Here is a 17,401-nt window from a genome sequence, read left to right as displayed (position 1 = left end):
GCCGGTCCTCAGAGCATGTTCAGCAGGGTGTCGTACATCTGCGAGGCGGTGGTCATCACCCGCGCGGCGGCGGAGTAGCTGTTCTGCAGCACGACCATCTGCGCCAGTTCCTCGTCGATGTTGACGCCGGAGTAGGAATCGCGCCGCCTCGCCGCGTCGGTCAGGCGAGCGGAGGCATCCTCGTACGTCGTCTGCGCCAGCGAGGCCTGCGCGCCGATATTGCCGAGCAGGCGGTTGGCGAAGGCGCTGATGGTGGCCTTGCCGTCCCTGCCGAAGTCGGCCGTCCCCGAGAGCGCATCGACGAACGCGGTGGCGTTGCGGATATCGCCTGCGCCGATCGCCTTCTCGCCCACCGCTGCGCTTGCCTGCAACTGGGCGAGCGGCACGCGCGAGGTGTCGTTGAGCATGTCGGCGGAGACTTGCGCGGTCGCAAGCCCGCTTGCCGCGCCGGTGAGGCCCGAGAGAGCGGAGAAAGTCAGCCCGGTGCCGTAGCGGTTGGTGCTGTCCACCGGCACTTCGATCGTCGCGCCGGAGTTGCCGACCTTGGGCGTGAAGGCGACGCGGCCGGTATCGTCGAGCGCGAAGCTGCCGTATTTCGCCAGCTCTCCGCCGTTCAGCTGCGTTATGACGTCGCCCCAGGTGTCGCCGTCGGCAGCGGTCAGGGTCTGGCTGGTGAGGATCTTGCCCGAGGAATCACGCAGGACCAGCTTGGTCGTTTCGCCTGCGGTGAACCCGGTCGGGTCGCTCGCGGTGAAGCCCGAAGGCACGAGCCCGCTGGTGCCCGAGCGCACCAGATTGTTGAGCCCGAAGAACTGCGAGAACCCCGCGCCCGCGCGGTCGCTGGGTGCGTCTGCGTCCTGCGCGATGGCGATGCCGTTGGCGCTCGATGCGGCGCTGATCGACAGCACGCCGTCCGTAAAGCTGGCGGTGGCGACGGGGAAAGCCCGGCGTTGATCGCCGCAACCGCGTCGTCCACGGTGACATTTGCGGGGAGCGCGTCGAAGTCCACGGTGGTCTTGGCCACCATGGTCCCGTCGCTCGACACGACCGCGAACGTGGCCTTGCCGGTGAAGCCGAGGCGGTCGCTGCCGATGAGGCCGTTGGCCTGCCCGGTCAGGGTTTGCGGCGCGGGGAGGGTGGTGCCCCCGTTCGACACCGCGTTCAGAGTCTGGGCAAGGCCGGTGAACAGCTGGCCCAGCTGCTCGGAAAAGCCCGGCAGCACGCGGTCGCGCATGTCGAGCAGGCCGCCGAGCTTGCCGCCGACGGCGGTGGAGGAAATCGTCTCCCCGGTCGAAGCCTGCATAGTGCCGTCGTCGCTGGCGAAGCGGATGTCGATGGCGGAATAGCTGGTCTGCGCCGCGCCAGCGCCCTGGTCGGCATAGCTCAGCTGGCGCAGGCGCTTGTCGAGCAGTACCTGGCCCGAGGCGGTGTCGATGGTGACGCGCCCGTCGGGCTGTTCGCGCACGCTGACTTCGACGAGGCCGCTCAGTTCCTCCAGCGCGCTCATCCGCTCGTCCGCCGGGCCGGAGGTGCTGAGGCCAAGGCCCTGCAGGCGCGAGACATCGGAGTTGAGTCCGTGAATCTTTTGCAGGAGCCCGTTCACCCGGTCGACGGTGTCGGAGACTTCGCTTTCCACGTCGGCGCGCAAGTTGGTGACGTCGGACTGCAGGCCCTGCAGGGTGTCGATCGTGTCGTCCACGTTGCCGGTGAACAGCGCGACGGACTCCGCCGAGCCTTGCAGGCCGGTGACCTGCGACACCGAACTGGAGATCGCCGAAAGCCGTGCAGTCAGGCCGCTGTCCGAACTCGGCGATCCCAGCAGCGACTGCAGGCGGTCGAGGTAGTTCGCGGTCGCCTCGGCCCGTCCGGCAGTGCCCGCACGCTTGTAGACCGCGTTCTCGAGGAACTTGTCGGCCACGCGCGAAGGCTCGCCCACGACCACGCCGTTGACCGTGCCGCCCGCCACCGACGCGCTCTGCGACACCGTCTGGCGGGCATAGCCGACGGTGCCGACATTGGCGATGTTGGTCGAGACGACCTGCATCCCCGCCTGCGAGGCGGAAAGCCCCGAGATCGCGGAACTGAGGATCGAGTTGATGGACACGGGCTAGCCGGGCAGCTGCGTGATCAGCGCTTCAGGTTGCTCACTTCCTGCAGCATGTCGTCGACCGTCGTGATGATCTTGGACGAGGCGCTGTAGGCGCGCTGGAACAGGATCATGTTGGAGAATTCCGACGCCAGATCGACGTTGGAGGCTTCCAGCATGCTCGCCGAGATCTTGCCGCCGCCCACTGTGCCGGGCTCGTTCAGCGCGAAGTTGCCCGAATCTTCCGAGACGATGTAGGCGTTGCCGCCGATGCGGGTCAGGCCGTCCGGGTTCTGGAAGGTGGCGATCGGCAGCTGGTAAATCGCGCGTGAGGTGCCGTCGTCGAACACCGCGCTGACGACGCCGGTGTCGGAGATCTTCACCGAAGCTACCGTGCCCAGCATGCCGCCATCGACGGTCGAGGAGAGCAGCGCCGAGGTGCTGCCGAACTGGGTCAGCCCGTCGAGCCCGGCGTTGCTGCCGAGGTCGAGGCTGATCGGCATCGCGGCGGCGCCATTGTTGTATTCAAGCTGCAGGCTGCCGAACAGCGCCGTCGCGGGGGTGCCGAGGTCGAGGCTGCCGTCGGCGTTGAAGCTGACGGTGGTGCTGGCAATCATGCCGTTCGCACCCACGGGGTCGCCGTTGACGCTGGAGATGTCGGTGGGGTCGCCGGTGATCTCGGCTGCCCACTGGTTCGCGCCGGTCTTCACGAAGTTGAACGTCAGCGTATGCGCGGTGCCCTGCGAATCGTAGATTTCGACAGAGCGCGAGAACTGCGGATCGACGTCGCCGCTCGACATGTCGCCGGCGTCGTAGTCCGCCACCGCCTCAGAGGTGGAATCGAGGTTGGCGCGCAGTTCGATCGAGGTCGTGGGCGCTGCTGCCCCGGTCAGTGCGGTCGGGCGGATCGGTTCAAGCGAGGAGATCGCGCCGTTGTTCGCATAGTTGCCCTGCGTGTCGAGCGGCCAGCCCATCAGGTAATAGCCCGAGGTGTTGCGAAGGTAGCCCGAGCTGTCGGTGGTGAAAGATCCCGCGCGGGTAAAGGCGGTCGCGCCGCTGGCGTCGGCGCTTGAGCGCACGACGAAGAAGCCAGCGCCGTCGATGGCGATGTCGGTCAGGCTGGACGATGCCTGCAACAGGCCCTGCTTGGAGATCAGCGACTTTGCCGTCGCGGTCACGCCGCCCGCCGAATAGGTCGAGGAGACGCTGCCCCCGTTTACCAGTGATTCGAACTGCGCCGAGGTGCCCTTGTAGCCCACGGTGTTCACGTTGGTGATGTTGTCCGCGACGGTCGCCATGGCGCTCGACTGCGCACTGAGGCCCGAAACGCCGGCATAGAGAGCGGAATAGAGGCTCATTGCATGTCTCCTGTGCCGTCCATGCGGCAATATTGGCGTCGCGGGGCGGCGCACCCACGCACCGGACACAGGCATTGTAGGATGAATTGGGGAGGGTTGGTTGTCCGGTCGGAAAAATGCTCCCTGTTCCGCAGGAACGGGGAGGGCGACGCCGCAGGCGTTGGTGGAGGGGGAGGCGCAGGAAAAACCCTCCGTCACCGACATCGTCGGCGCCACCTCCCCATTCCTGCAGAACAGGGAGGATAAGTCGGCCTGCTTGACCACACCCCGGCAAAAATTGCCTGCCTTAACCGGATCGCAGCACTGCCATCCTATAATGTCAGTCTCAAAGGGACATTCTGGGACATGACGCTTCGTATTTCGCTTCGCAACGGCGAGCCGGTCATCGTGAACGGCGCGGTTCTGCGCGCGGTCGGTCGCACCGATCTGGTGCTGGAAAACGACGCTACGATCCTGCGCGGGCGCGACGTCATGAAGCCGCAGGACGCGACCTCGCCCGCCAAGCAGCTCTACTTCGCGTGCATGATGGCCTACATCGACCCGGCCGATCTCGAACGCCACCAGCAGACCCTGCTGGAGAAGCTGGAAATCCTGCTCGGCGCGCTCGAGGCGCCCGAGGCCAAGGCGGTCTGCGTCGCTTTCGCCAACAAGGTTTCTGTCGGCCAGTTCTACCAGGCCTTGGCCGACTGCCGCTGGCTGATCGCCTACGAAGCCGAGGCGCTGGCCCGCGTGGTTCCGGAGTAGCGCGTCGATGCTACCTTCCCCGTTCGACATTGCGAGCGCAGCGAAGCAATCCAGGACGGTTTGCGCTGCCCTGGATTGCAACGCTGCGCTCGCAATGACGAGGGATGGGGCAGCCCCGTGCCCCTAGCTGCCGCCGCATCCGGCCTGCGCATGCTCGCGCCCGACCAGCGCTACGGCCGCGTCGTCGCGGTGCGCGGTGCGCTTATCGAGGTGGACGGGCTTGCCGGGGCGGCGCGGATCGGCTCGCGGATCACCTTGCGCTCGCCTGTAGGGGCGATCGAGGCGGAAGTGGTCGGCCTCGATCACGGCATCGCCCACTGCATGCCCTTCAACGAGCCGGAAGGCATCGCCTCCGGTTCGCGCGCGGATCTGTCGGCCGGGCAACTGGGCCTGCGCGTCTCCTCGGGCTGGCTGGGCCGGGTAGTGGATGGGCTCGGCCGTCCGGTCGACGGCAAGGGTCCGCTGCCGCAAGGACGCGAGCAGCGCCGCATCAAGTCCGCGCCTCCGCCCGCCTCCGCCCGCGCCCGCGTCGGTGCGCGGATCGAGACCGGGGTGCGCGCGCTGGACCTTTTCGCGCCGTTGTGCCGGGGCCAACGCCTCGGCCTTTTCGCGGGATCGGGCGTGGGCAAGTCCACGCTCCTGTCGATGCTGGCGCGCTGGACCGAGTGCGACGTCGCCGTCATCGGCCTCATCGGCGAGCGTGGCCGCGAAGTGCAGGAATTCATCCAGGACGATCTCGGTGAGGAGGGCCTCGCGCGCAGTGTCGTCGTCGTCGCCACCTCGGACGAGCCCGCGCTGCTGCGCCGCCAGGCCGCCTGGACCACGCTGGCCGTCGCCGAACATTTTCGCGACGAGGGGCTGGACGTGCTGTGCCTGATGGACTCGGTCACCCGTTTCGCCATGGCCCAGCGCGAGATCGGCCTCGCCGCCGGAGAGCCGCCTGCGACCAAGGGCTATACCCCCACCGTCTTCGCCGAACTGCCGCGCCTGCTGGAGCGTGCCGGGCCGGGAACTGCGGGGCAGGGGGCGATAACCGGCCTGTTCACTGTCCTCGTAGACGGCGACGACCATAACGAGCCGGTGGCGGACGCAGTGCGCGGCATTCTCGACGGGCACGTCGTCATCACCCGCAAGATCGCCGAGCGCGGGCGCTATCCCGCCATCGACGTCCTGCGTTCGGTCTCGCGTACTTTGCCGCAGTGTCTCGAACCGCAGGACAACGCAACCCGCCTTGCCGCGCGCGCCGAACTGGCGACGTGGAAGGACATGGAGGAGATGGTGCGCCTTGGCGCCTATCGCGCCGGGGCCAATGCGGAAGTCGACCGCGCCGTCGCACTCGCCCCGCGCATCGAGGCGCTGCTCAGTCAGGACAAGCGCGTCCGCAGCTTCGCCGCCGAAGACTTCGCGGCGCTCTCGGGTATTCTGGAGGAAATTCATGAAAACGCCCTATGACGCCGCGTTGCGCGTGCGGCAGCGCGAACTGGACGAAGTGAGCAGCGCCATCCGCACCGAGGCGGGCGCCTTGGGCGCGGTCGAGCAGGAGCGGATGCGCGTCGCCGCCGCGCTGGTGCACGAGGCGGACCTTGCCGCCACCGACCTCACTCTCGTCTCGCCGGGCTGGCAGCGGCGCATGCGCGGCGAGCGGCAGGCGCTTTCGGCCCGTGAGACGCAGCTGCAGGCGCGGCTCGACGCCCTGCGCGAAGTCGCAGTGGACGCCTACGGCGTGCTGCGCGGGATCGAGAACGCCGCTGACGACTACCGCGCCGAAGCCCTGCGCGACGAAGCCGCCGCCGAGCAGTCCGCCACCGACGACATCAGTGCCGCCGCCTTCCTGCGGACCCTGCGCGCGCGATGATCGACAAGACCGCCTCTTCGGACCTGACGGCAGCGAATCTGTCGGCGTCGCAGAAGGCGCGGTTGATCTACGATACGGCGCGTTCGGAGATGTCCGGTCGCCTGTGGCGCGCGGCGCTGGGTTCGGCCGATGAGGCGAAAGGCGAGAGTAAGCCCTCGGTGACGGGCCTGCACCAGAGCGATCCGATCGGGCTCGACCGGCTTCTGGCGATCCTCGATCCGGCCTCGAAGGCGGCGCTGGACACGGCTGTGCCGCAGGTCGAGGTTCCGGCCAAGACGAGCGGCGATGCCGTGTCCGCCATGGGCGACGGCGCGAATGCGCGCTATGCCGGGATGCTCGGCGCGGCGGCGGAGCGGACCGGCCTCCCGGCCTCGGCGCTGGCCGCAATCGTCGATGCCGAGGCGGCGAAGGGCTCGGGCGGGACGTGGCAGCCCTATTCGCGCAACCCGCGTTCCAGCGCGGCGGGGCTCGGCCAGTTCCTCAACGGAACGTGGGAAGGCGAGGCGGTGCGCTCCGGCACCTGGCTCAACAGCACGGCAGAGGCCAACGGCTGGCTCGACGCACGCGGGCAGGTCAAGGCGGAGAGCCGGGGCGCCCTGCTGGCGCTGCGCTACGATCCGCGCGCCTCGATCGAGGCGGTGGCGGACTATGCCAGGGCCAATGTCGCGGCGCTGCGCCGCTCGGGCGCGACAATCGGCGCGGGCACCACCGAGGTCGCGCAGGCGGCGTACCTTGGCCATCACCTCGGCGTCGGCGATGCCAAGCGGTTTCTTGCGGGCGGCCTCTCACCCGACCGCGCGCGCAAGCTGCTGGGCGCGCAAGTCGGTTCGGCGGCGGCGGAACGGCGGATCGCACAGGCCGGAGGCGCGGTTGCGGCGCACCGGTCGTGGCTGATGGACTATGTCGGCAAGCACGTCCGGCCGGAAAGATTTGCCTGATCCTATATTGGCGGGGGCAGTGTGTGCCATCCTTCGACAAGCTCAGGATGAGCGGAGGGATGGGATGAAAGTGAAATTTGGTCAGATTTCGTTAAATTACGCCCCAATCCCGCTCAGGCTGAGCTTGTCGAAGCCCGTGAGGCGTGGCGCAAAGTGCGAATAGGTAGGAAAATCACTCCACCGCTACGGCAAATTTTGCCGCATCAGTGGATAACTCTCGTATAGGATTGCTGGTTCCCAATTTATAGGAATAGATTCCGAGCCCATGGACGCGTCGCAAGGGGCTTCGCGTGCCATCGGGGTTCGCCATGTCGAAGATCACTGTCGCGCTCGAGGCTGCGGTTGCTGCGGTCAGCGCCAATATGCCGCCGGAAGGCACCGAGCAGACCCGGCGGCAGCGGGCCGAGGTTGACCGCGCTTTCGCCCGCATCCTCAAGTTGATCGCGCCGCGCATCCGCCATTTCATCCGGCAGTATGGCCTCGTCGGCCACTGGGACGATGCGGAGCAGTGCTGCGCCATCGGCGTCCACCGCGCGATCCTGGCTTACGAGCCGGAGAAGGCGCAGTTCACGACGTTCGTGAACTGGCAGATCTCGCGGTGAACTGCAGAGCCTGCGCTTCCGCGTCATGACCGACCAGCGCCCCTCCGCCCGCAAGGTGGAAGCCACCACCGTCTCGCTCGACGCCATCACCGGCGGCGAGGACGGGGAGGGGCTGTCGATCCTGGCGGCCATCGCCGACGAGGATGCGCTCGGCCGCACCGAGGCCGGGGCCAGCGACTACCTCGCCCATTCGGCGATGAGCGCGCTGACCGACAGCTACGTCGAGCACATGCGCAATTCCGGCCTCGACCGCATCCGCCGCCGCGCCCAGCCCCGCAAGCTGACCCGCGCCGAGCGCGCTGCCGGGGCGGTGGCGCAGCGCCGTCCGGTGCTCGACACCGGGGAAGTCGGAGAGCTGGAACAGCGCCTCCAGCACAACCGCCAGGTCGTCGAGGGCCGCCTGTTCGAGACTTCGGCGCTCGATGGGGCCGAGGACGAGACCGTCCGCGAACGCATGCGCCAGATCGCCAAGCGCGCCGCCAAGACCATGGGCGATCTTGCCGTCGCCGATCCGCGCTTCGCGCTCATGGCCGAGTACCGCCAGGCGATGGTGGCGGCGCACTGAGTGATATTCTGTGTCGTCATTTTCCGCGACCCGGAGGGCAGCGCGAAGCGCTAATGCGCGAACCCATCTCCTGAGGGTGCCTGTTGCACCGGCGTCAGTTGGGTCCCCGCCTTCGCGGGGATGACTTCGCAGGGATGGGGGATGTATTTCAATCGGGCGCATCGTGCTCACACGCTACGTCCTCACCCCACCGGCACCGCGCCGTTCTCGTTCGCCAGCCCGGCCATCACGGTGCGGTTGACGGTGATCAGTTCGTCCACGCTTTCGCGCCCGGTGATCACCTGCGAGGTGTACTTGTCCACCCACAGGCTGAGCGAGACGATCCCGGCGCGCAGTTCGTCAGGCAGGGCGTTGGCGGAATCGATGCACAGCGTGCGGAAGGCGCCCCAGACCTCGCGGTTGCGGTGAAGTGCGGGGGCCAGCTGTACGCCCGAAAACCCGGCATCGCGCGCGGCGATCATTTGGGCGGTGATCTCGGTCATCAGCCGGAATTCGGTGCTACGGGGCGTCTCGGCGACCTTGCGGGCGCGGACGTAGGCGTTAACGGACATCGGGGCTCCCGGACGGGGTGGGGCAAATAGCGTCGCCTGTCTCATATAGAGCGTCACGCCCCCGCCCGGTCGCGCCCGCGAAAAATGCGCGAGCCGCCACCGCGATGCAGCACGCCGTCCTATAATTCAGCAAAGGTCCCGTCTCTCGCGGGCAAAGCTTTCTCGGAAATTTCCATGCTCAATATCGTCGGCCTCGTCGTCATTCTGGTGTGCGTCTTCGGCAGCTTCCTGATGTCGGGCGGCAGCATGGGCGTCATTTTCCACGCCCTGCCGCACGAGATGATGGCGATCGGTGGTGCCGCTTTGGGTGCGTTCGCGCTGGGCAATTCAATGACGACCCTGAAGAAGGCGGGCAAGGGCATCGCCCGCGTGTTCAAGGGCGAGCGCTGGAAGGAGGCGGATTACCGTGACCTCCTCGCGCTGCTGTTCGCGCTGCTCGCCACCTTCCGCAAGGGCGGCGCCAACGCCATCGAGCCACACCTCGACCGGCCCGAGGAAAGCGCTCTGTTCGCCCGCTATCCGCGCCTGCTGGCGGACCACGAGCTGATCGAGTTCATCTGCGACTACCTGCGCATGATGACCGTCAACTTCGAGGACCCGCACCAGCTGGCCGAGGCGATGGAGGGCGATATGGAACGCCACCACCACGAGGAACTCGGCCCCCAGCACGCGATCCAGATGATGGCCGACGGCCTGCCCGCGATCGGCATCGTCGCGGCGGTTCTGGGCGTGATCAAGACCATGAGTTCGATTGACCAGCCCACCGAGATCCTCGGCGCGATGATCGGCGGCGCGCTGGTCGGCACGTTCCTCGGCGTTTTGCTGGCTTACTGCCTCGTCGGCCCGATCGCGCAGAAGCTGCAGCAGATCATCGACGCCGATTTCAAGCCCTACACGCTGGTCAAGACCGCCATCGTCGGCCACGCGCAGGAGCAGCCCACCGAGATCGCCATCGAGCTGGCGCGCCGCATGACGCCGTCGAACTACGCCCCCAGCTTCCAGGAGATGGAGACGGCGCTGGAGGCGGTGAAGGAACAGCTCAATGCCGCTCCGGCCTGAGGCGCGCTGACCCATGGCCACCAAGGGCAACGAAAAGCGCCCCATCGTCATCCGCAAGGTCAAGAAGGTGGTCGGCGGCGGCCACCATGGCGGCGCGTGGAAGGTCGCCTATGCCGACTTCGTGACCGCGATGATGGCCTTCTTCATGCTGCTGTGGCTGCTTGCCAATCCGGACGAAGTGCAGCTCAAGGGCCTTGCCGAGTACTTCTCCGCCGATTCCGAGAAGGCCAACCCGGCGACCACGCTGACCAAGGACCCCGGCATGCAGCCGGGATCGGGCGGCCACGGGCGCAATAATCAGGGCGACAAGGAAGAGCCCGAAGGCCAGCCCGCCTCGGAGGCCGGGACCGTGGGCACCGCGCGCGGGGGTACGGCGGAAGTGCCCGCGGCTTCGCTGCGCGTCATGGCGCAGGAGATGGAGGTGGCGCTGCAGCCGCCGATGGACAGCCAGGGACGCGCCAATGTCGACGTGCGGCCGAGCCGCGAGGGGATGCGCATCCACCTCGTCGACAATGCGCAGCGCTCGATGTTCAAGGGTAGCACCGCACAGCTCAACGACTTCGCGCGGGCGCTGCTGACGCGGGCGGCGAAGCAGCTTGCCGGGATCGACGCGCGCATCGCCATCGAGGGCCATACCGACGGCGCGGGCGGGAACAGCGATGCCAACTGGCAGCTTTCGGCCGATCGCGCCCTTGCCGCGCGGGCGGCGCTTGTGGCGGCAGGGCTGCCGGCGGACCGCTTCGCCGAGGTCGTCGGCAAGGCGGGCACCGAGCCGGTCTATCCCGACCAGCCCGATCGCCCCGAAAACCGCCGCATCACCATCGTCGTCATGGCCGAGGCAGGCGCGCTGCCGCATGACGCCAGCTTCAAGTTCTGAGCGGAGGGCACCATGATCAAGCGCATCGTGATGGGCCTGCTCGCCACCGTGGCGGGGCTCGGCGTCGGCGGGGCGGGGGCCTGGGGCGTGCTCCACTTCGCGCCGCAGCTGGTGACGGGGCATGCGAAGAAGCCGACCAAAGGCCCGACCGAGTTCGTGCCGCCGGTGGAAGTGCTGGCGCCGCTGGTCTTCGCCGACGGGCGGCTTTCGGGCTACGAGAGGTTCGAGATCCAGCTCGAGGTGCCGCAGGGGACGATCGAGGAAGTGGGCGCGAAGCTGCCGCTATTGATGAACGCGGTGAACCTGCGGACGTATCGCACGCCGATGGCCAGCGGGCCGGACGGAATGCTGCCAGGGCTCGATGCCTTCCGCAAGGTGGTGATGGACGCCGCGCTGGAGGTCTACGGCAAGGACGCGGTACGCTCCGTGGCGGTGACGAAGGCGTCGCCGGGGTAGGGGCTGCGCTGGAACCCGATCCTTCGACAAGCTCAGGATGAGCGAAGTGTTGGGGGCGAGCGCAGCTTTCAAAGAAAAAGCCCGTCATCCCAGCGAACGCTGGGACCGCTGGCCTGTTACTGCGGGCTTTCGTTCGAATGCCCTGCCGAGGGTTGGGCTTCATGCGGCCAGCGGTCCAGCTTTCGCTAGGATGACGGGCGCACGCAGGGAGACAAACGCCCTCAACCCGCTCAGGCTGAGCTTGTCGAAGCCCCCTGCGGCAAGGCGCTACCCGAAACTCTTCACCAGCGACCCCGCCACCAGCGCCCAGCCATCGACCAGCACGAAGAAAATGATCTTCATCGGCAGCGACACGGTCGCGGGCGGCAGCATCATCATGCCCATCGCCATCAGCACCGCCGCCACCGCAAGATCGATCACCAGGAACGGCAGCAGCAGCAGGAAGCCGATCTCGAACGCGCGGCGCAGTTCGGAGATCATGAAGGCGGGCATCAGCGTCGTCATCGGCAGTTCCGCCCGGCTCTTCGGCACTTTGCCCGAGAGGCTGACGAACAGCTTCACGTCATCGTCGCGCACTTGTTTCAGCATGAAGGCGTGGAACGGCTTGCTGGCGCGGGACAGCGCCTCGGTCTCGTTGATCTGCCCGGCGTTGTAGGGCTCCATGCCCTGCTTCCACGCCGCGTCGAACGTCGGTGCCATGACGAAGAAGCTGAGGAACAGCGCCAGCGAAATGACGATCGGGTTGGGCGGCACGCCCTGTACGCCCATTCCCGAGCGCAGCAGCGAGAGCGCCACGACGATGCGGGTGAACGAGGTGATCGTCATCAGGATGCCCGGCGCCAAGCTGAGCACCGTGAGCACCATCACCAGCTGCAGCACCCGGCCCGACATCGTGCCGCCGCCGGTCAGGGCGCTCGCTGCGCCTGCGGCGCCAGCACTCTGGGCCATCGCCGCGACGGGCAGGACGAGGACCACCAGAACCGCGAGAACGGCCAGAATGCGCCGAAGCACGGTTTCCCCGGGGAAACCGGCAGGGGTGGCAGGGGCGCTCATCAGTGCAGTTCCGTCTTCACGTCCTGCGTGAACCAGACGTCCGGGAGCACTGGAATGCGGTCCGCGAAGGAGGCTTTGTGTGCTTCCGGTTCCTTATCAAATATCTGATTTTCATAATTTTGTTTGACGATCTCGACCGCCTTCGGGGCCGCCGTGCTGTCCAGCACCGTCACGCCTTCCGGGCCGATCAGGACGCTGAATTCGGTATCGTCACGGCGCAGCAGCACCAGCGAGCGGCGTTGGTCCACGGCAAGCCGCTCGACTACCTGCAAGCGCTTGTCATTCCCGGTATTACCCAGCTTTTCCAGCCACTTGCGCGGCATGGTCAGGTCGTAGCGCTTGACGGCCCACAACAGGCACACAAGGGCACCCAACACGACCATAAGGGCACCCAGCATGCGCACAAGCGAGAACAGGTCCACCTTTCAGCGCTCGGCCTGGACCACGCGGGTGATCTCCAGCGACATGGCGTCGCCGTTGACGAGGATGCGGCCCTCGGCGACGAGGCGGTCATTGACGTAGAGGCGCGTCGGATCGTCCTGCCCGCAGTCGAGCTGGATCATCGCGCCGCGGCTCATCTTGAGCACCTGGCGGACCGGGATGCTGGTGGAGCCCAGCACGATCTGCAGGTCGATGGGAATGCCTTCGAGGACGGACACCGCGCGTCTCCTTTCACTCGCAGCTTTATAGGGGAAAAATTTATAGGAGTAGTGCGTCACTAGGAAAAAGTTGCCTATAAGGTCGAGGTAAGGGCGTACAGGGGCATCTGGGGACCAAGCGTGGCGGAACTGGGCAATTCGATCGACGTCTCGGCATCGGGCCTGCGCGCGCAGGCGCTGCGGATGCGCGTCATCGCCGAGAATCTCGCCAACTCGGACTCCATCGCCACCACGGCCGAGGGCGATCCCTATCGCCGCCGCGTCGCCAGTTTCGCAAGCGAGGTCGATCGGAATACCGGCGCCACGCAAGTTACCGTGAAGTCCATCGAAGCGGACAAGAGTGCCTTCGGTCGGATCTACCAGCCCGGCAATCCCGTCGCCGACGCGCAAGGGTATGTCGAGCAGCCCAACGTCAATCCGCTGATCGAGGCCGCCGATATGAAGGCGGCGCAGCGCTCCTACGAAGCCAACCTCAACGCCATCGAGGCGGCGCGCGGCATGACCATGCGCACCGTCGATCTGCTGAAGTAAGGACGAGGCAATGTCGATCGGCTCCCTCGATGGGCTTTCCGCTTACGCCCGGGCGGCCCGGGCCACCAATCCGCTCTCGGATACCGGCCAGAGGAGTGGCGGCCTTGCGCCCTCCGGTGGTCTTGCTCCGAGCGGTGGCGGGTTCGGCTCGATGGTCGAGAGCATGGTCTCGCAGACCGGCGACGCCTTGCGCGGGGCCGAGGCGCAGAGCATCAAGCAGATCGGCGGCAAGGGCGACCTGATCGACGTCGTCACCGCCATCGGCGCGGCGGAAACCGCGCTCGATACGGTAGTGGCGGTGCGCGACCGGGTGGTCTCGGCCTACTCCGACATCATGAAGATGCAGATCTAGGGATGAGCGGGTGCGCTGAACGGGGACCAAATCCCCGTCATCCTGAACTTGATTCAGGATCTATCGGGCGGTCGTACCCGATGGCTTATGTCACCATCGGCGCTTGCGGTTTGCTGCGGCAAAGCACCGGGCTTGAGGCGCGATGGACCCTGAAACAAGTTCAGGGTGACGAAGCAAAGGGGCGGCATCGCGCCATCCCGTGACCCCGGACGCCGCCATCGAACTCGCCCGCGCCGCGCTGGTGCTGATGCTGACCATCTGCGGGCCGATGCTGATCGCCGCGCTGATCGTCGGCGTGCTCATCGGCCTGTTGCAAGCCTTGACGCAAGTGCAGGAAATGACGCTGACTTTCGTGCCCAAGCTGCTGGTGCTGGGCGTGGTGATGCTGCTCAGCCTGCCGATGATCGGCCATGCCCTGAGCAATTTCATGGACCGCGTGGCCGACGCCATCGTCGCGCATTAGGCCGCCGATCGTGCTTGATCGAAGCTCGCATAGGCGAGAGCTGGGGTATCAAAACCCGATCCGTCATCCCCGCGATTGCGCGTGCGCGTCGATTTACCGCGCGGGCGCACCCGCATGAACGCCATCGACCTCGCGACCCTGCTGCGTCTGCCGATCGACACGGCGGCGTTCCTGCTGCTGTTCTGCCGCGTCGGCAGCGTCATCATGCTGCTGCCCGCCTTCTCCGACGACGGATTGCCGATGCAGATCCGCCTCGTCATGGCGCTGGCCTTCACCTTCGGCATGTATGGCATGCTGGAGCCGCACGTCACGCCTGCGTTGCAGTCCGGCCTGTCGATGCCGCTGCTGGTGATTGGCGAGGTCATGGTCGGCCTCGCGCTCGGCATGATCGTGCGCATCCTGTTCAGTGCCGCCGCCATTGCCGGGGCGCTGGCCTCGCAGCAGGTGGGCCTGTCCTCCGCGCTGGTGGTCGATGCGGCGATGGGCGGGCAGGTGCCGCTGCTCGCGCGGTTCGTCGGCGTCTCGGCGATCGTGGTGTGCCTTTCGACGGGCGTGCATCACTTGTGGATCGCCTCGATCTTCAAGTCCTACGCCAGCTTTCCGGTCGGCGGGATGCCGCCTGCCGCTGACTTTGCGCATCTCGCCGTCGCGGTCATGGGGCAGGCGACGGCGCTGGGGCTGAGCCTGTGCGCGCCGCTGATCCTCTACGGCATGCTGTTCAATCTGGGGCAGGGGCTGGCGGCGCGGGTGGCGCCCTCGATCCAGGTGTTCTTCATCATGCAGCCCGCGAACCTGCTGCTCGGTCTCTCGGTCCTGGCGATGACGATGGGGACGATGCTCACTGCTTTCGCGAACGCCATGGCCACGTTCATGCAGAGCGGGTGGAACCTCTGACATGGCCGATGACGCCCCCGACAAGGAACAGCGCACACACGAGCCTACGCAGAAGAAGCTCGACGACGCCCGCAAGCGCGGCGAAGTCGCCATCGCGCCGGAAGTTCGCCACGCCACGATGATGGCGGGCGCTCTGGCGGTGACGGGGTGGCTGGGGCTCTCGGCGATGGAAAGCCTGGGCACCATGCTCAAGCGGCTCTGGGGCCATGCGGAGGATTTCAGCCTCGATCCGGACGGCGCGCAGGGCCTTGCCACCGGGGTCGCGTGGCACACGCTGGTGTCGCTGCTGCCGGTCTTCGCGGTGCTGATGGCCGCGGCGGTGAGCACGATATTCCTGCAGGGCCGCGCGGTGATGAGCTGGTCGCGTCTTTCGCCGAAATGGTCCAAGCTCTCGCCCGCGAGCGGGTTCTCGCGCCTGTTCGGCACCCGCGCGCTGGTGGAATTCGCCAAGACGCTGGCCAAGATGAGCGCAATCGGCCTCGTGGTGTGGATGGTGCTGGCGCCGCGCCTGCAGGGCGTGGACGGGCTGGTCGGCCGCTCTCCCGGCGCGATCGGTGCGGCGGCGGGGGGCTCGCGTTCGAGGCCCTGCGCGCGGTGGCGATGCTGGTCGCGGGTCTCGCGCTGTTCGACTTCCTGTGGCAGCGCCGCAGCTTCCTGCAGCGCATGCGCATGACCCTTCAGGAAGTGAAGGACGAGCACAAGCAGAACGACGGCGATCCCGCGATCAAGGCCAAGATCCGCCAGATCCAGATGCAGCGCTCGCGAAAGCGGATGATGTCGGCAGTGCCGACCGCCAGCGTGATCGTGACCAACCCAACGCACTACGCCGTCGCGCTCAAATACGAGCATGGCGTGACCGCCGCGCCGACGGTGGTAGCGAAAGGCGTGGACGCGGTGGCCCTGCGCATCCGCGAGGTCGCAGCGGAGGCCGGGGTGCCGATCCTGGAGAACCCGCCGCTGGCCCGCGCGCTCTTCGCGGCGGTGGAGATCGACCACCCCATCCCGATCGAGCACTATCAGGCAGTGGCGGAGATCATCGGCTACGTGCTGAAGCTGGCGAAGAAGGCGGGGCGCTGATGTTCCTCACCGAGCTTGTCTTGGGGAGGTGGCGCCGACGAAGTCGGCGACGGAGGAAGAATCTGCACGCCTTCTCCTCCACCACCCGCTTCGCGGGCGGTCCCCCTTCCCCGAGACAAGCTCGGGGAGGAATTGCGTCGGTCACACCCGACCCTCCCAACTCCATCCTATAAAGCACACGATGCCCCGGCTGCCGTTCCTCCTCGCGCTTCTCGCCCTGTTGTCGCCCTCGGTGGCACAGGCAGGCCCGCAGCCGCGCATCAAGGACATCGTCGACGTCGAGAACGTGCGCACCAACCAGCTGGTCGGCTACGGCCTGGTGGTCGGTCTCCAAGGCACCGGCGACCGCATCCGCAACGTCCCCTTCACCGAGGAGACCTTGCAGGCGATGCTGGAGCGCATGGGCGTCAACATCCGGGGCACCCAGATGCTCACCCAGAACGTCGCCGCCGTAACCGTCACCGCGACGATGCCGCCCTTCGCGCGCGCCGGATCGACGGTGGACGTGCAGGTTTCGGCGCTCGGCGACGCCAGCAGCCTGCAGGGCGGCATTCTCCTCGTCTCCTCGCTGCGGGCGCTGGACGGCGAGATCTACGCGGTGGCGCAAGGGCCCGTCGCCGTCTCCGGCTTCAAGGCGCAAGGGGCGGGCGCGAAGCTCAGCCGGGGCGTGATGACCACTGCGCGCATCGCCGGCGGCGCCATCATCGAGCGCGAGGTGCCTTATGACCTGCGCAATGCCCACTCGCTGAAACTGGCGCTGAAGAACCCCGATTTCACCACCGCGCGCCAGATCGCCCAGACCATCAACCGGCAGGCGCCCGGCTCGGCCGAAGTGCTCGATCCCGGCACGGTGGAGCTGCGCCCCTATGGCAGCGGTTCGTTGATCGACCTCGTCACCCAGGTCGAGAACCTGACCGTCGCGGTCGACCAGCCCGCGCGGATCGTCATCAACGAGGCGGCGGGCACCGTGGTCATGGGCGCGGACGTGCGCGTCAGTCCGGTGGCCATCGCGCAAGGGGGCTGACGATCAGCGTCACCGAGACCCCGGTGGCCTCGCAGCCCGCGCCGTTCTCGGGCGGGCAGACGGCGGTATTGCCGCGCACCACCATCCAGGCCAACGACGGAAACGGCGCGGCGCTGGCGATGCTGACCAGCGGCACTTCGCTGCAGACGCTGGTGGGCGGCCTCAATGCGCTGGGCGTCAGCCCGCGCGATCTCATCACCATCCTGCAGGCGCTCAAGACGGCGGGCGCGCTGCAGGCCGAAATAGCGGTGCAGTAG

The 17,401-nt window shown here is 67.2% G+C and carries 22 protein-coding genes and 1 pseudogene; 16 read left to right on the top strand and 7 right to left on the bottom strand.

Annotation, left to right across the window (positions count from 1 at the left end; all coding sequences use genetic code 11):
- Window positions 1–8: 8 nt before the first annotated feature.
- The 3 genes from KZO24_RS13915 to flgE are packed head-to-tail and all read right to left on the bottom strand — an operon-like array spanning window position 9 to window position 3,444.
- Entirely contained in the window at window positions 9–767 is a 759-nt protein-coding gene (locus tag KZO24_RS13915) for a flagellar basal body rod C-terminal domain-containing protein (RefSeq protein WP_486486434.1), read from the bottom strand.
- Window positions 659–2,104 carry a flagellar hook-associated protein FlgK gene (gene flgK, locus KZO24_RS13910; protein ID WP_486486433.1) on the bottom strand — a complete coding sequence of 482 codons (1,446 nt, stop codon included), beginning with the start codon at window positions 2,102–2,104 and terminating at the stop codon, window positions 659–661. Before flgK ends, KZO24_RS13915 begins: the two co-directional genes overlap by 109 nt.
- Window positions 2,105–2,127: 23 nt before the next feature.
- On the bottom strand, window positions 2,128–3,444 hold the full coding sequence (flgE, locus tag KZO24_RS13905) for a flagellar hook protein FlgE (RefSeq protein ID WP_036527374.1): 1,317 nt from the start codon (window positions 3,442–3,444) through the stop codon (window positions 2,128–2,130).
- 345 nt (window positions 3,445–3,789) lie between these two features.
- Here flgE and KZO24_RS13900 point away from each other — a divergent pair, with 345 nt between their 5' ends.
- The 6 genes from KZO24_RS13900 (at window position 3,790) to KZO24_RS13875 (ending at window position 8,148) form a co-directional block, all read left to right on the top strand.
- The gene (locus KZO24_RS13900) at window positions 3,790–4,188 is read left to right on the top strand and encodes a flagellar biosynthesis repressor FlbT (protein ID WP_036527376.1); all 399 of its coding nucleotides are present in this window, start codon (window positions 3,790–3,792) and stop codon (window positions 4,186–4,188) included.
- A gap of 150 nt (window positions 4,189–4,338) precedes the next feature.
- Window positions 4,339–5,640: a flagellar protein export ATPase FliI gene (gene fliI, locus KZO24_RS13895; protein ID WP_051586963.1), complete on the top strand. Its 1,302-nt coding sequence runs from the start codon at window positions 4,339–4,341 to the stop codon at window positions 5,638–5,640.
- Complete coding sequence (locus KZO24_RS13890; RefSeq protein ID WP_036527383.1) at window positions 5,624–6,043, top strand: hypothetical protein; 420 nt, start codon at window positions 5,624–5,626, stop codon at window positions 6,041–6,043. The genes fliI and KZO24_RS13890 overlap by 17 nt, the downstream gene beginning before the upstream one ends.
- Entirely contained in the window at window positions 6,040–6,981 is a 942-nt protein-coding gene (locus KZO24_RS13885) for a hypothetical protein (protein WP_036527385.1), read from the top strand. Before KZO24_RS13890 ends, KZO24_RS13885 begins: the two co-directional genes overlap by 4 nt.
- 308 nt (window positions 6,982–7,289) lie before the next feature.
- Window positions 7,290–7,583, top strand: a complete 294-nt coding sequence (locus KZO24_RS13880) for a hypothetical protein (RefSeq protein ID WP_486486432.1) — start codon at window positions 7,290–7,292, stop codon at window positions 7,581–7,583.
- A 25-nt stretch (window positions 7,584–7,608) separates the two neighbouring features.
- A complete protein-coding gene (locus tag KZO24_RS13875; RefSeq protein ID WP_486486431.1) occupies window positions 7,609–8,148 on the top strand; it encodes a hypothetical protein in 540 nt (179 codons plus the stop codon).
- Window positions 8,149–8,330: 182 nt separating this feature from the next.
- On the opposite strand, the gene flaF is transcribed toward KZO24_RS13875, so the two are convergent.
- Window positions 8,331–8,699: a flagellar biosynthesis regulator FlaF gene (gene flaF / locus KZO24_RS13870; RefSeq protein WP_036527388.1), complete on the bottom strand. Its 369-nt coding sequence runs from the start codon at window positions 8,697–8,699 to the stop codon at window positions 8,331–8,333.
- 174 nt (window positions 8,700–8,873) lie between these two features.
- On the opposite strand from flaF, the gene motA reads away from it, so the two are divergent.
- Genes motA through KZO24_RS13855 form a run of 3 tightly spaced genes read left to right on the top strand, consistent with a single transcriptional unit; the run spans window position 8,874 to window position 11,091 of the window.
- Complete coding sequence (motA, locus tag KZO24_RS13865) at window positions 8,874–9,758, top strand: flagellar motor stator protein MotA (protein WP_036527390.1); 885 nt, start codon at window positions 8,874–8,876, stop codon at window positions 9,756–9,758.
- Between the two features lie 13 nt (window positions 9,759–9,771).
- Window positions 9,772–10,635 (top strand): flagellar motor protein MotB, encoded by an 864-nt coding sequence (locus KZO24_RS13860; protein ID WP_036527392.1) that lies wholly within the window; start codon window positions 9,772–9,774, stop codon window positions 10,633–10,635.
- A 12-nt stretch (window positions 10,636–10,647) separates the two neighbouring features.
- A complete protein-coding gene (locus tag KZO24_RS13855) occupies window positions 10,648–11,091 on the top strand; it encodes a hypothetical protein (RefSeq protein WP_486486430.1) in 444 nt (147 codons plus the stop codon).
- 267 nt (window positions 11,092–11,358) lie between these two features.
- On the opposite strand, the gene fliP is transcribed toward KZO24_RS13855, so the two are convergent.
- The 3 genes from fliP to KZO24_RS13840 are packed head-to-tail and all read right to left on the bottom strand — an operon-like array spanning window position 11,359 to window position 12,803.
- Window positions 11,359–12,144 carry a flagellar type III secretion system pore protein FliP gene (fliP, locus tag KZO24_RS13850; RefSeq protein ID WP_051586964.1) on the bottom strand — a complete coding sequence of 262 codons (786 nt, stop codon included), beginning with the start codon at window positions 12,142–12,144 and terminating at the stop codon, window positions 11,359–11,361.
- Window positions 12,144–12,566: a FliO/MopB family protein gene (locus KZO24_RS13845; RefSeq protein WP_285020426.1), complete on the bottom strand. Its 423-nt coding sequence runs from the start codon at window positions 12,564–12,566 to the stop codon at window positions 12,144–12,146. Before KZO24_RS13845 ends, fliP begins: the two co-directional genes overlap by 1 nt.
- 3 nt (window positions 12,567–12,569) lie before the next feature.
- Window positions 12,570–12,803 (bottom strand): FliM/FliN family flagellar motor switch protein, encoded by a 234-nt coding sequence (locus KZO24_RS13840; protein ID WP_486486429.1) that lies wholly within the window; start codon window positions 12,801–12,803, stop codon window positions 12,570–12,572.
- A gap of 120 nt (window positions 12,804–12,923) precedes the next feature.
- On the opposite strand from KZO24_RS13840, the gene flgC reads away from it, so the two are divergent.
- From flgC to KZO24_RS13805, 7 genes and pseudogenes are all read left to right on the top strand, one after another.
- Window positions 12,924–13,334, top strand: coding sequence for a flagellar basal body rod protein FlgC (flgC, locus tag KZO24_RS13835; RefSeq protein ID WP_486486428.1), 411 nt, complete (start codon window positions 12,924–12,926; stop codon window positions 13,332–13,334).
- A gap of 10 nt (window positions 13,335–13,344) precedes the next feature.
- Window positions 13,345–13,686, top strand: a complete 342-nt coding sequence (gene fliE / locus KZO24_RS13830; protein WP_036527400.1) for a flagellar hook-basal body complex protein FliE — start codon at window positions 13,345–13,347, stop codon at window positions 13,684–13,686.
- A 199-nt stretch (window positions 13,687–13,885) separates the two neighbouring features.
- Window positions 13,886–14,149 carry a flagellar biosynthetic protein FliQ gene (locus tag KZO24_RS13825; RefSeq protein WP_008832787.1) on the top strand — a complete coding sequence of 88 codons (264 nt, stop codon included), beginning with the start codon at window positions 13,886–13,888 and terminating at the stop codon, window positions 14,147–14,149.
- A gap of 114 nt (window positions 14,150–14,263) precedes the next feature.
- Complete coding sequence (locus tag KZO24_RS13820) at window positions 14,264–15,043, top strand: flagellar biosynthetic protein FliR (RefSeq protein ID WP_486486427.1); 780 nt, start codon at window positions 14,264–14,266, stop codon at window positions 15,041–15,043.
- 1 nt (window position 15,044) lies between these two features.
- Window positions 15,045–15,716 carry an EscU/YscU/HrcU family type III secretion system export apparatus switch protein gene (locus KZO24_RS13815; protein ID WP_486486426.1) on the top strand — a complete coding sequence of 224 codons (672 nt, stop codon included), beginning with the start codon at window positions 15,045–15,047 and terminating at the stop codon, window positions 15,714–15,716.
- The gene (locus KZO24_RS13810) at window positions 15,644–16,120 is read left to right on the top strand and encodes an EscU/YscU/HrcU family type III secretion system export apparatus switch protein (RefSeq protein WP_486486425.1); all 477 of its coding nucleotides are present in this window, start codon (window positions 15,644–15,646) and stop codon (window positions 16,118–16,120) included. Before KZO24_RS13815 ends, KZO24_RS13810 begins: the two co-directional genes overlap by 73 nt.
- A 181-nt stretch (window positions 16,121–16,301) precedes the next feature.
- Window positions 16,302–17,401, top strand: a pseudogene (locus KZO24_RS13805) (flagellar basal body P-ring protein FlgI).

It is taken from the genome of Novosphingobium sp. NFX11, assembly GCF_057376415.1.
The sequence above is the reverse complement of the archived record's forward strand: the minus strand, read 5'-3'. Positions and strand labels throughout refer to the sequence as shown.

Excerpts from the sequence above, each read along its gene's own strand:
- KZO24_RS13860 (WP_036527392.1), top strand. The coding sequence starts at position 9,772 with ATGGCCACCAAGGGCAACGAAAAGCGCCCCATCGTCATCCGCAAGGTC.
- motA (WP_036527390.1), top strand. The coding sequence starts at position 8,874 with ATGCTCAATATCGTCGGCCTCGTCGTCATTCTGGTGTGCGTCTTCGGC.
- KZO24_RS13820 (WP_486486427.1), top strand. The coding sequence starts at position 14,264 with ATGAACGCCATCGACCTCGCGACCCTGCTGCGTCTGCCGATCGACACG.
- KZO24_RS13885 (WP_036527385.1), top strand. The coding sequence starts at position 6,040 with ATGATCGACAAGACCGCCTCTTCGGACCTGACGGCAGCGAATCTGTCG.
- KZO24_RS13890 (WP_036527383.1), top strand. The coding sequence starts at position 5,624 with ATGAAAACGCCCTATGACGCCGCGTTGCGCGTGCGGCAGCGCGAACTG.
- KZO24_RS13900 (WP_036527376.1), top strand. The coding sequence starts at position 3,790 with ATGACGCTTCGTATTTCGCTTCGCAACGGCGAGCCGGTCATCGTGAAC.
- fliP (WP_051586964.1), bottom strand. The coding sequence starts at position 12,144 with ATGAGCGCCCCTGCCACCCCTGCCGGTTTCCCCGGGGAAACCGTGCTT.
- KZO24_RS13855 (WP_486486430.1), top strand. The coding sequence starts at position 10,648 with ATGATCAAGCGCATCGTGATGGGCCTGCTCGCCACCGTGGCGGGGCTC.
- fliE (WP_036527400.1), top strand. The coding sequence starts at position 13,345 with ATGTCGATCGGCTCCCTCGATGGGCTTTCCGCTTACGCCCGGGCGGCC.
- KZO24_RS13810 (WP_486486425.1), top strand. The coding sequence starts at position 15,644 with ATGCTGGTCGCGGGTCTCGCGCTGTTCGACTTCCTGTGGCAGCGCCGC.
- fliI (WP_051586963.1), top strand. The coding sequence starts at position 4,339 with ATGCTCGCGCCCGACCAGCGCTACGGCCGCGTCGTCGCGGTGCGCGGT.
- KZO24_RS13875 (WP_486486431.1), top strand. The coding sequence starts at position 7,609 with ATGACCGACCAGCGCCCCTCCGCCCGCAAGGTGGAAGCCACCACCGTC.
- flgE (WP_036527374.1), bottom strand. The coding sequence starts at position 3,444 with ATGAGCCTCTATTCCGCTCTCTATGCCGGCGTTTCGGGCCTCAGTGCG.
- flaF (WP_036527388.1), bottom strand. The coding sequence starts at position 8,699 with ATGTCCGTTAACGCCTACGTCCGCGCCCGCAAGGTCGCCGAGACGCCC.
- KZO24_RS13880 (WP_486486432.1), top strand. The coding sequence starts at position 7,290 with ATGTCGAAGATCACTGTCGCGCTCGAGGCTGCGGTTGCTGCGGTCAGC.
- KZO24_RS13815 (WP_486486426.1), top strand. The coding sequence starts at position 15,045 with ATGGCCGATGACGCCCCCGACAAGGAACAGCGCACACACGAGCCTACG.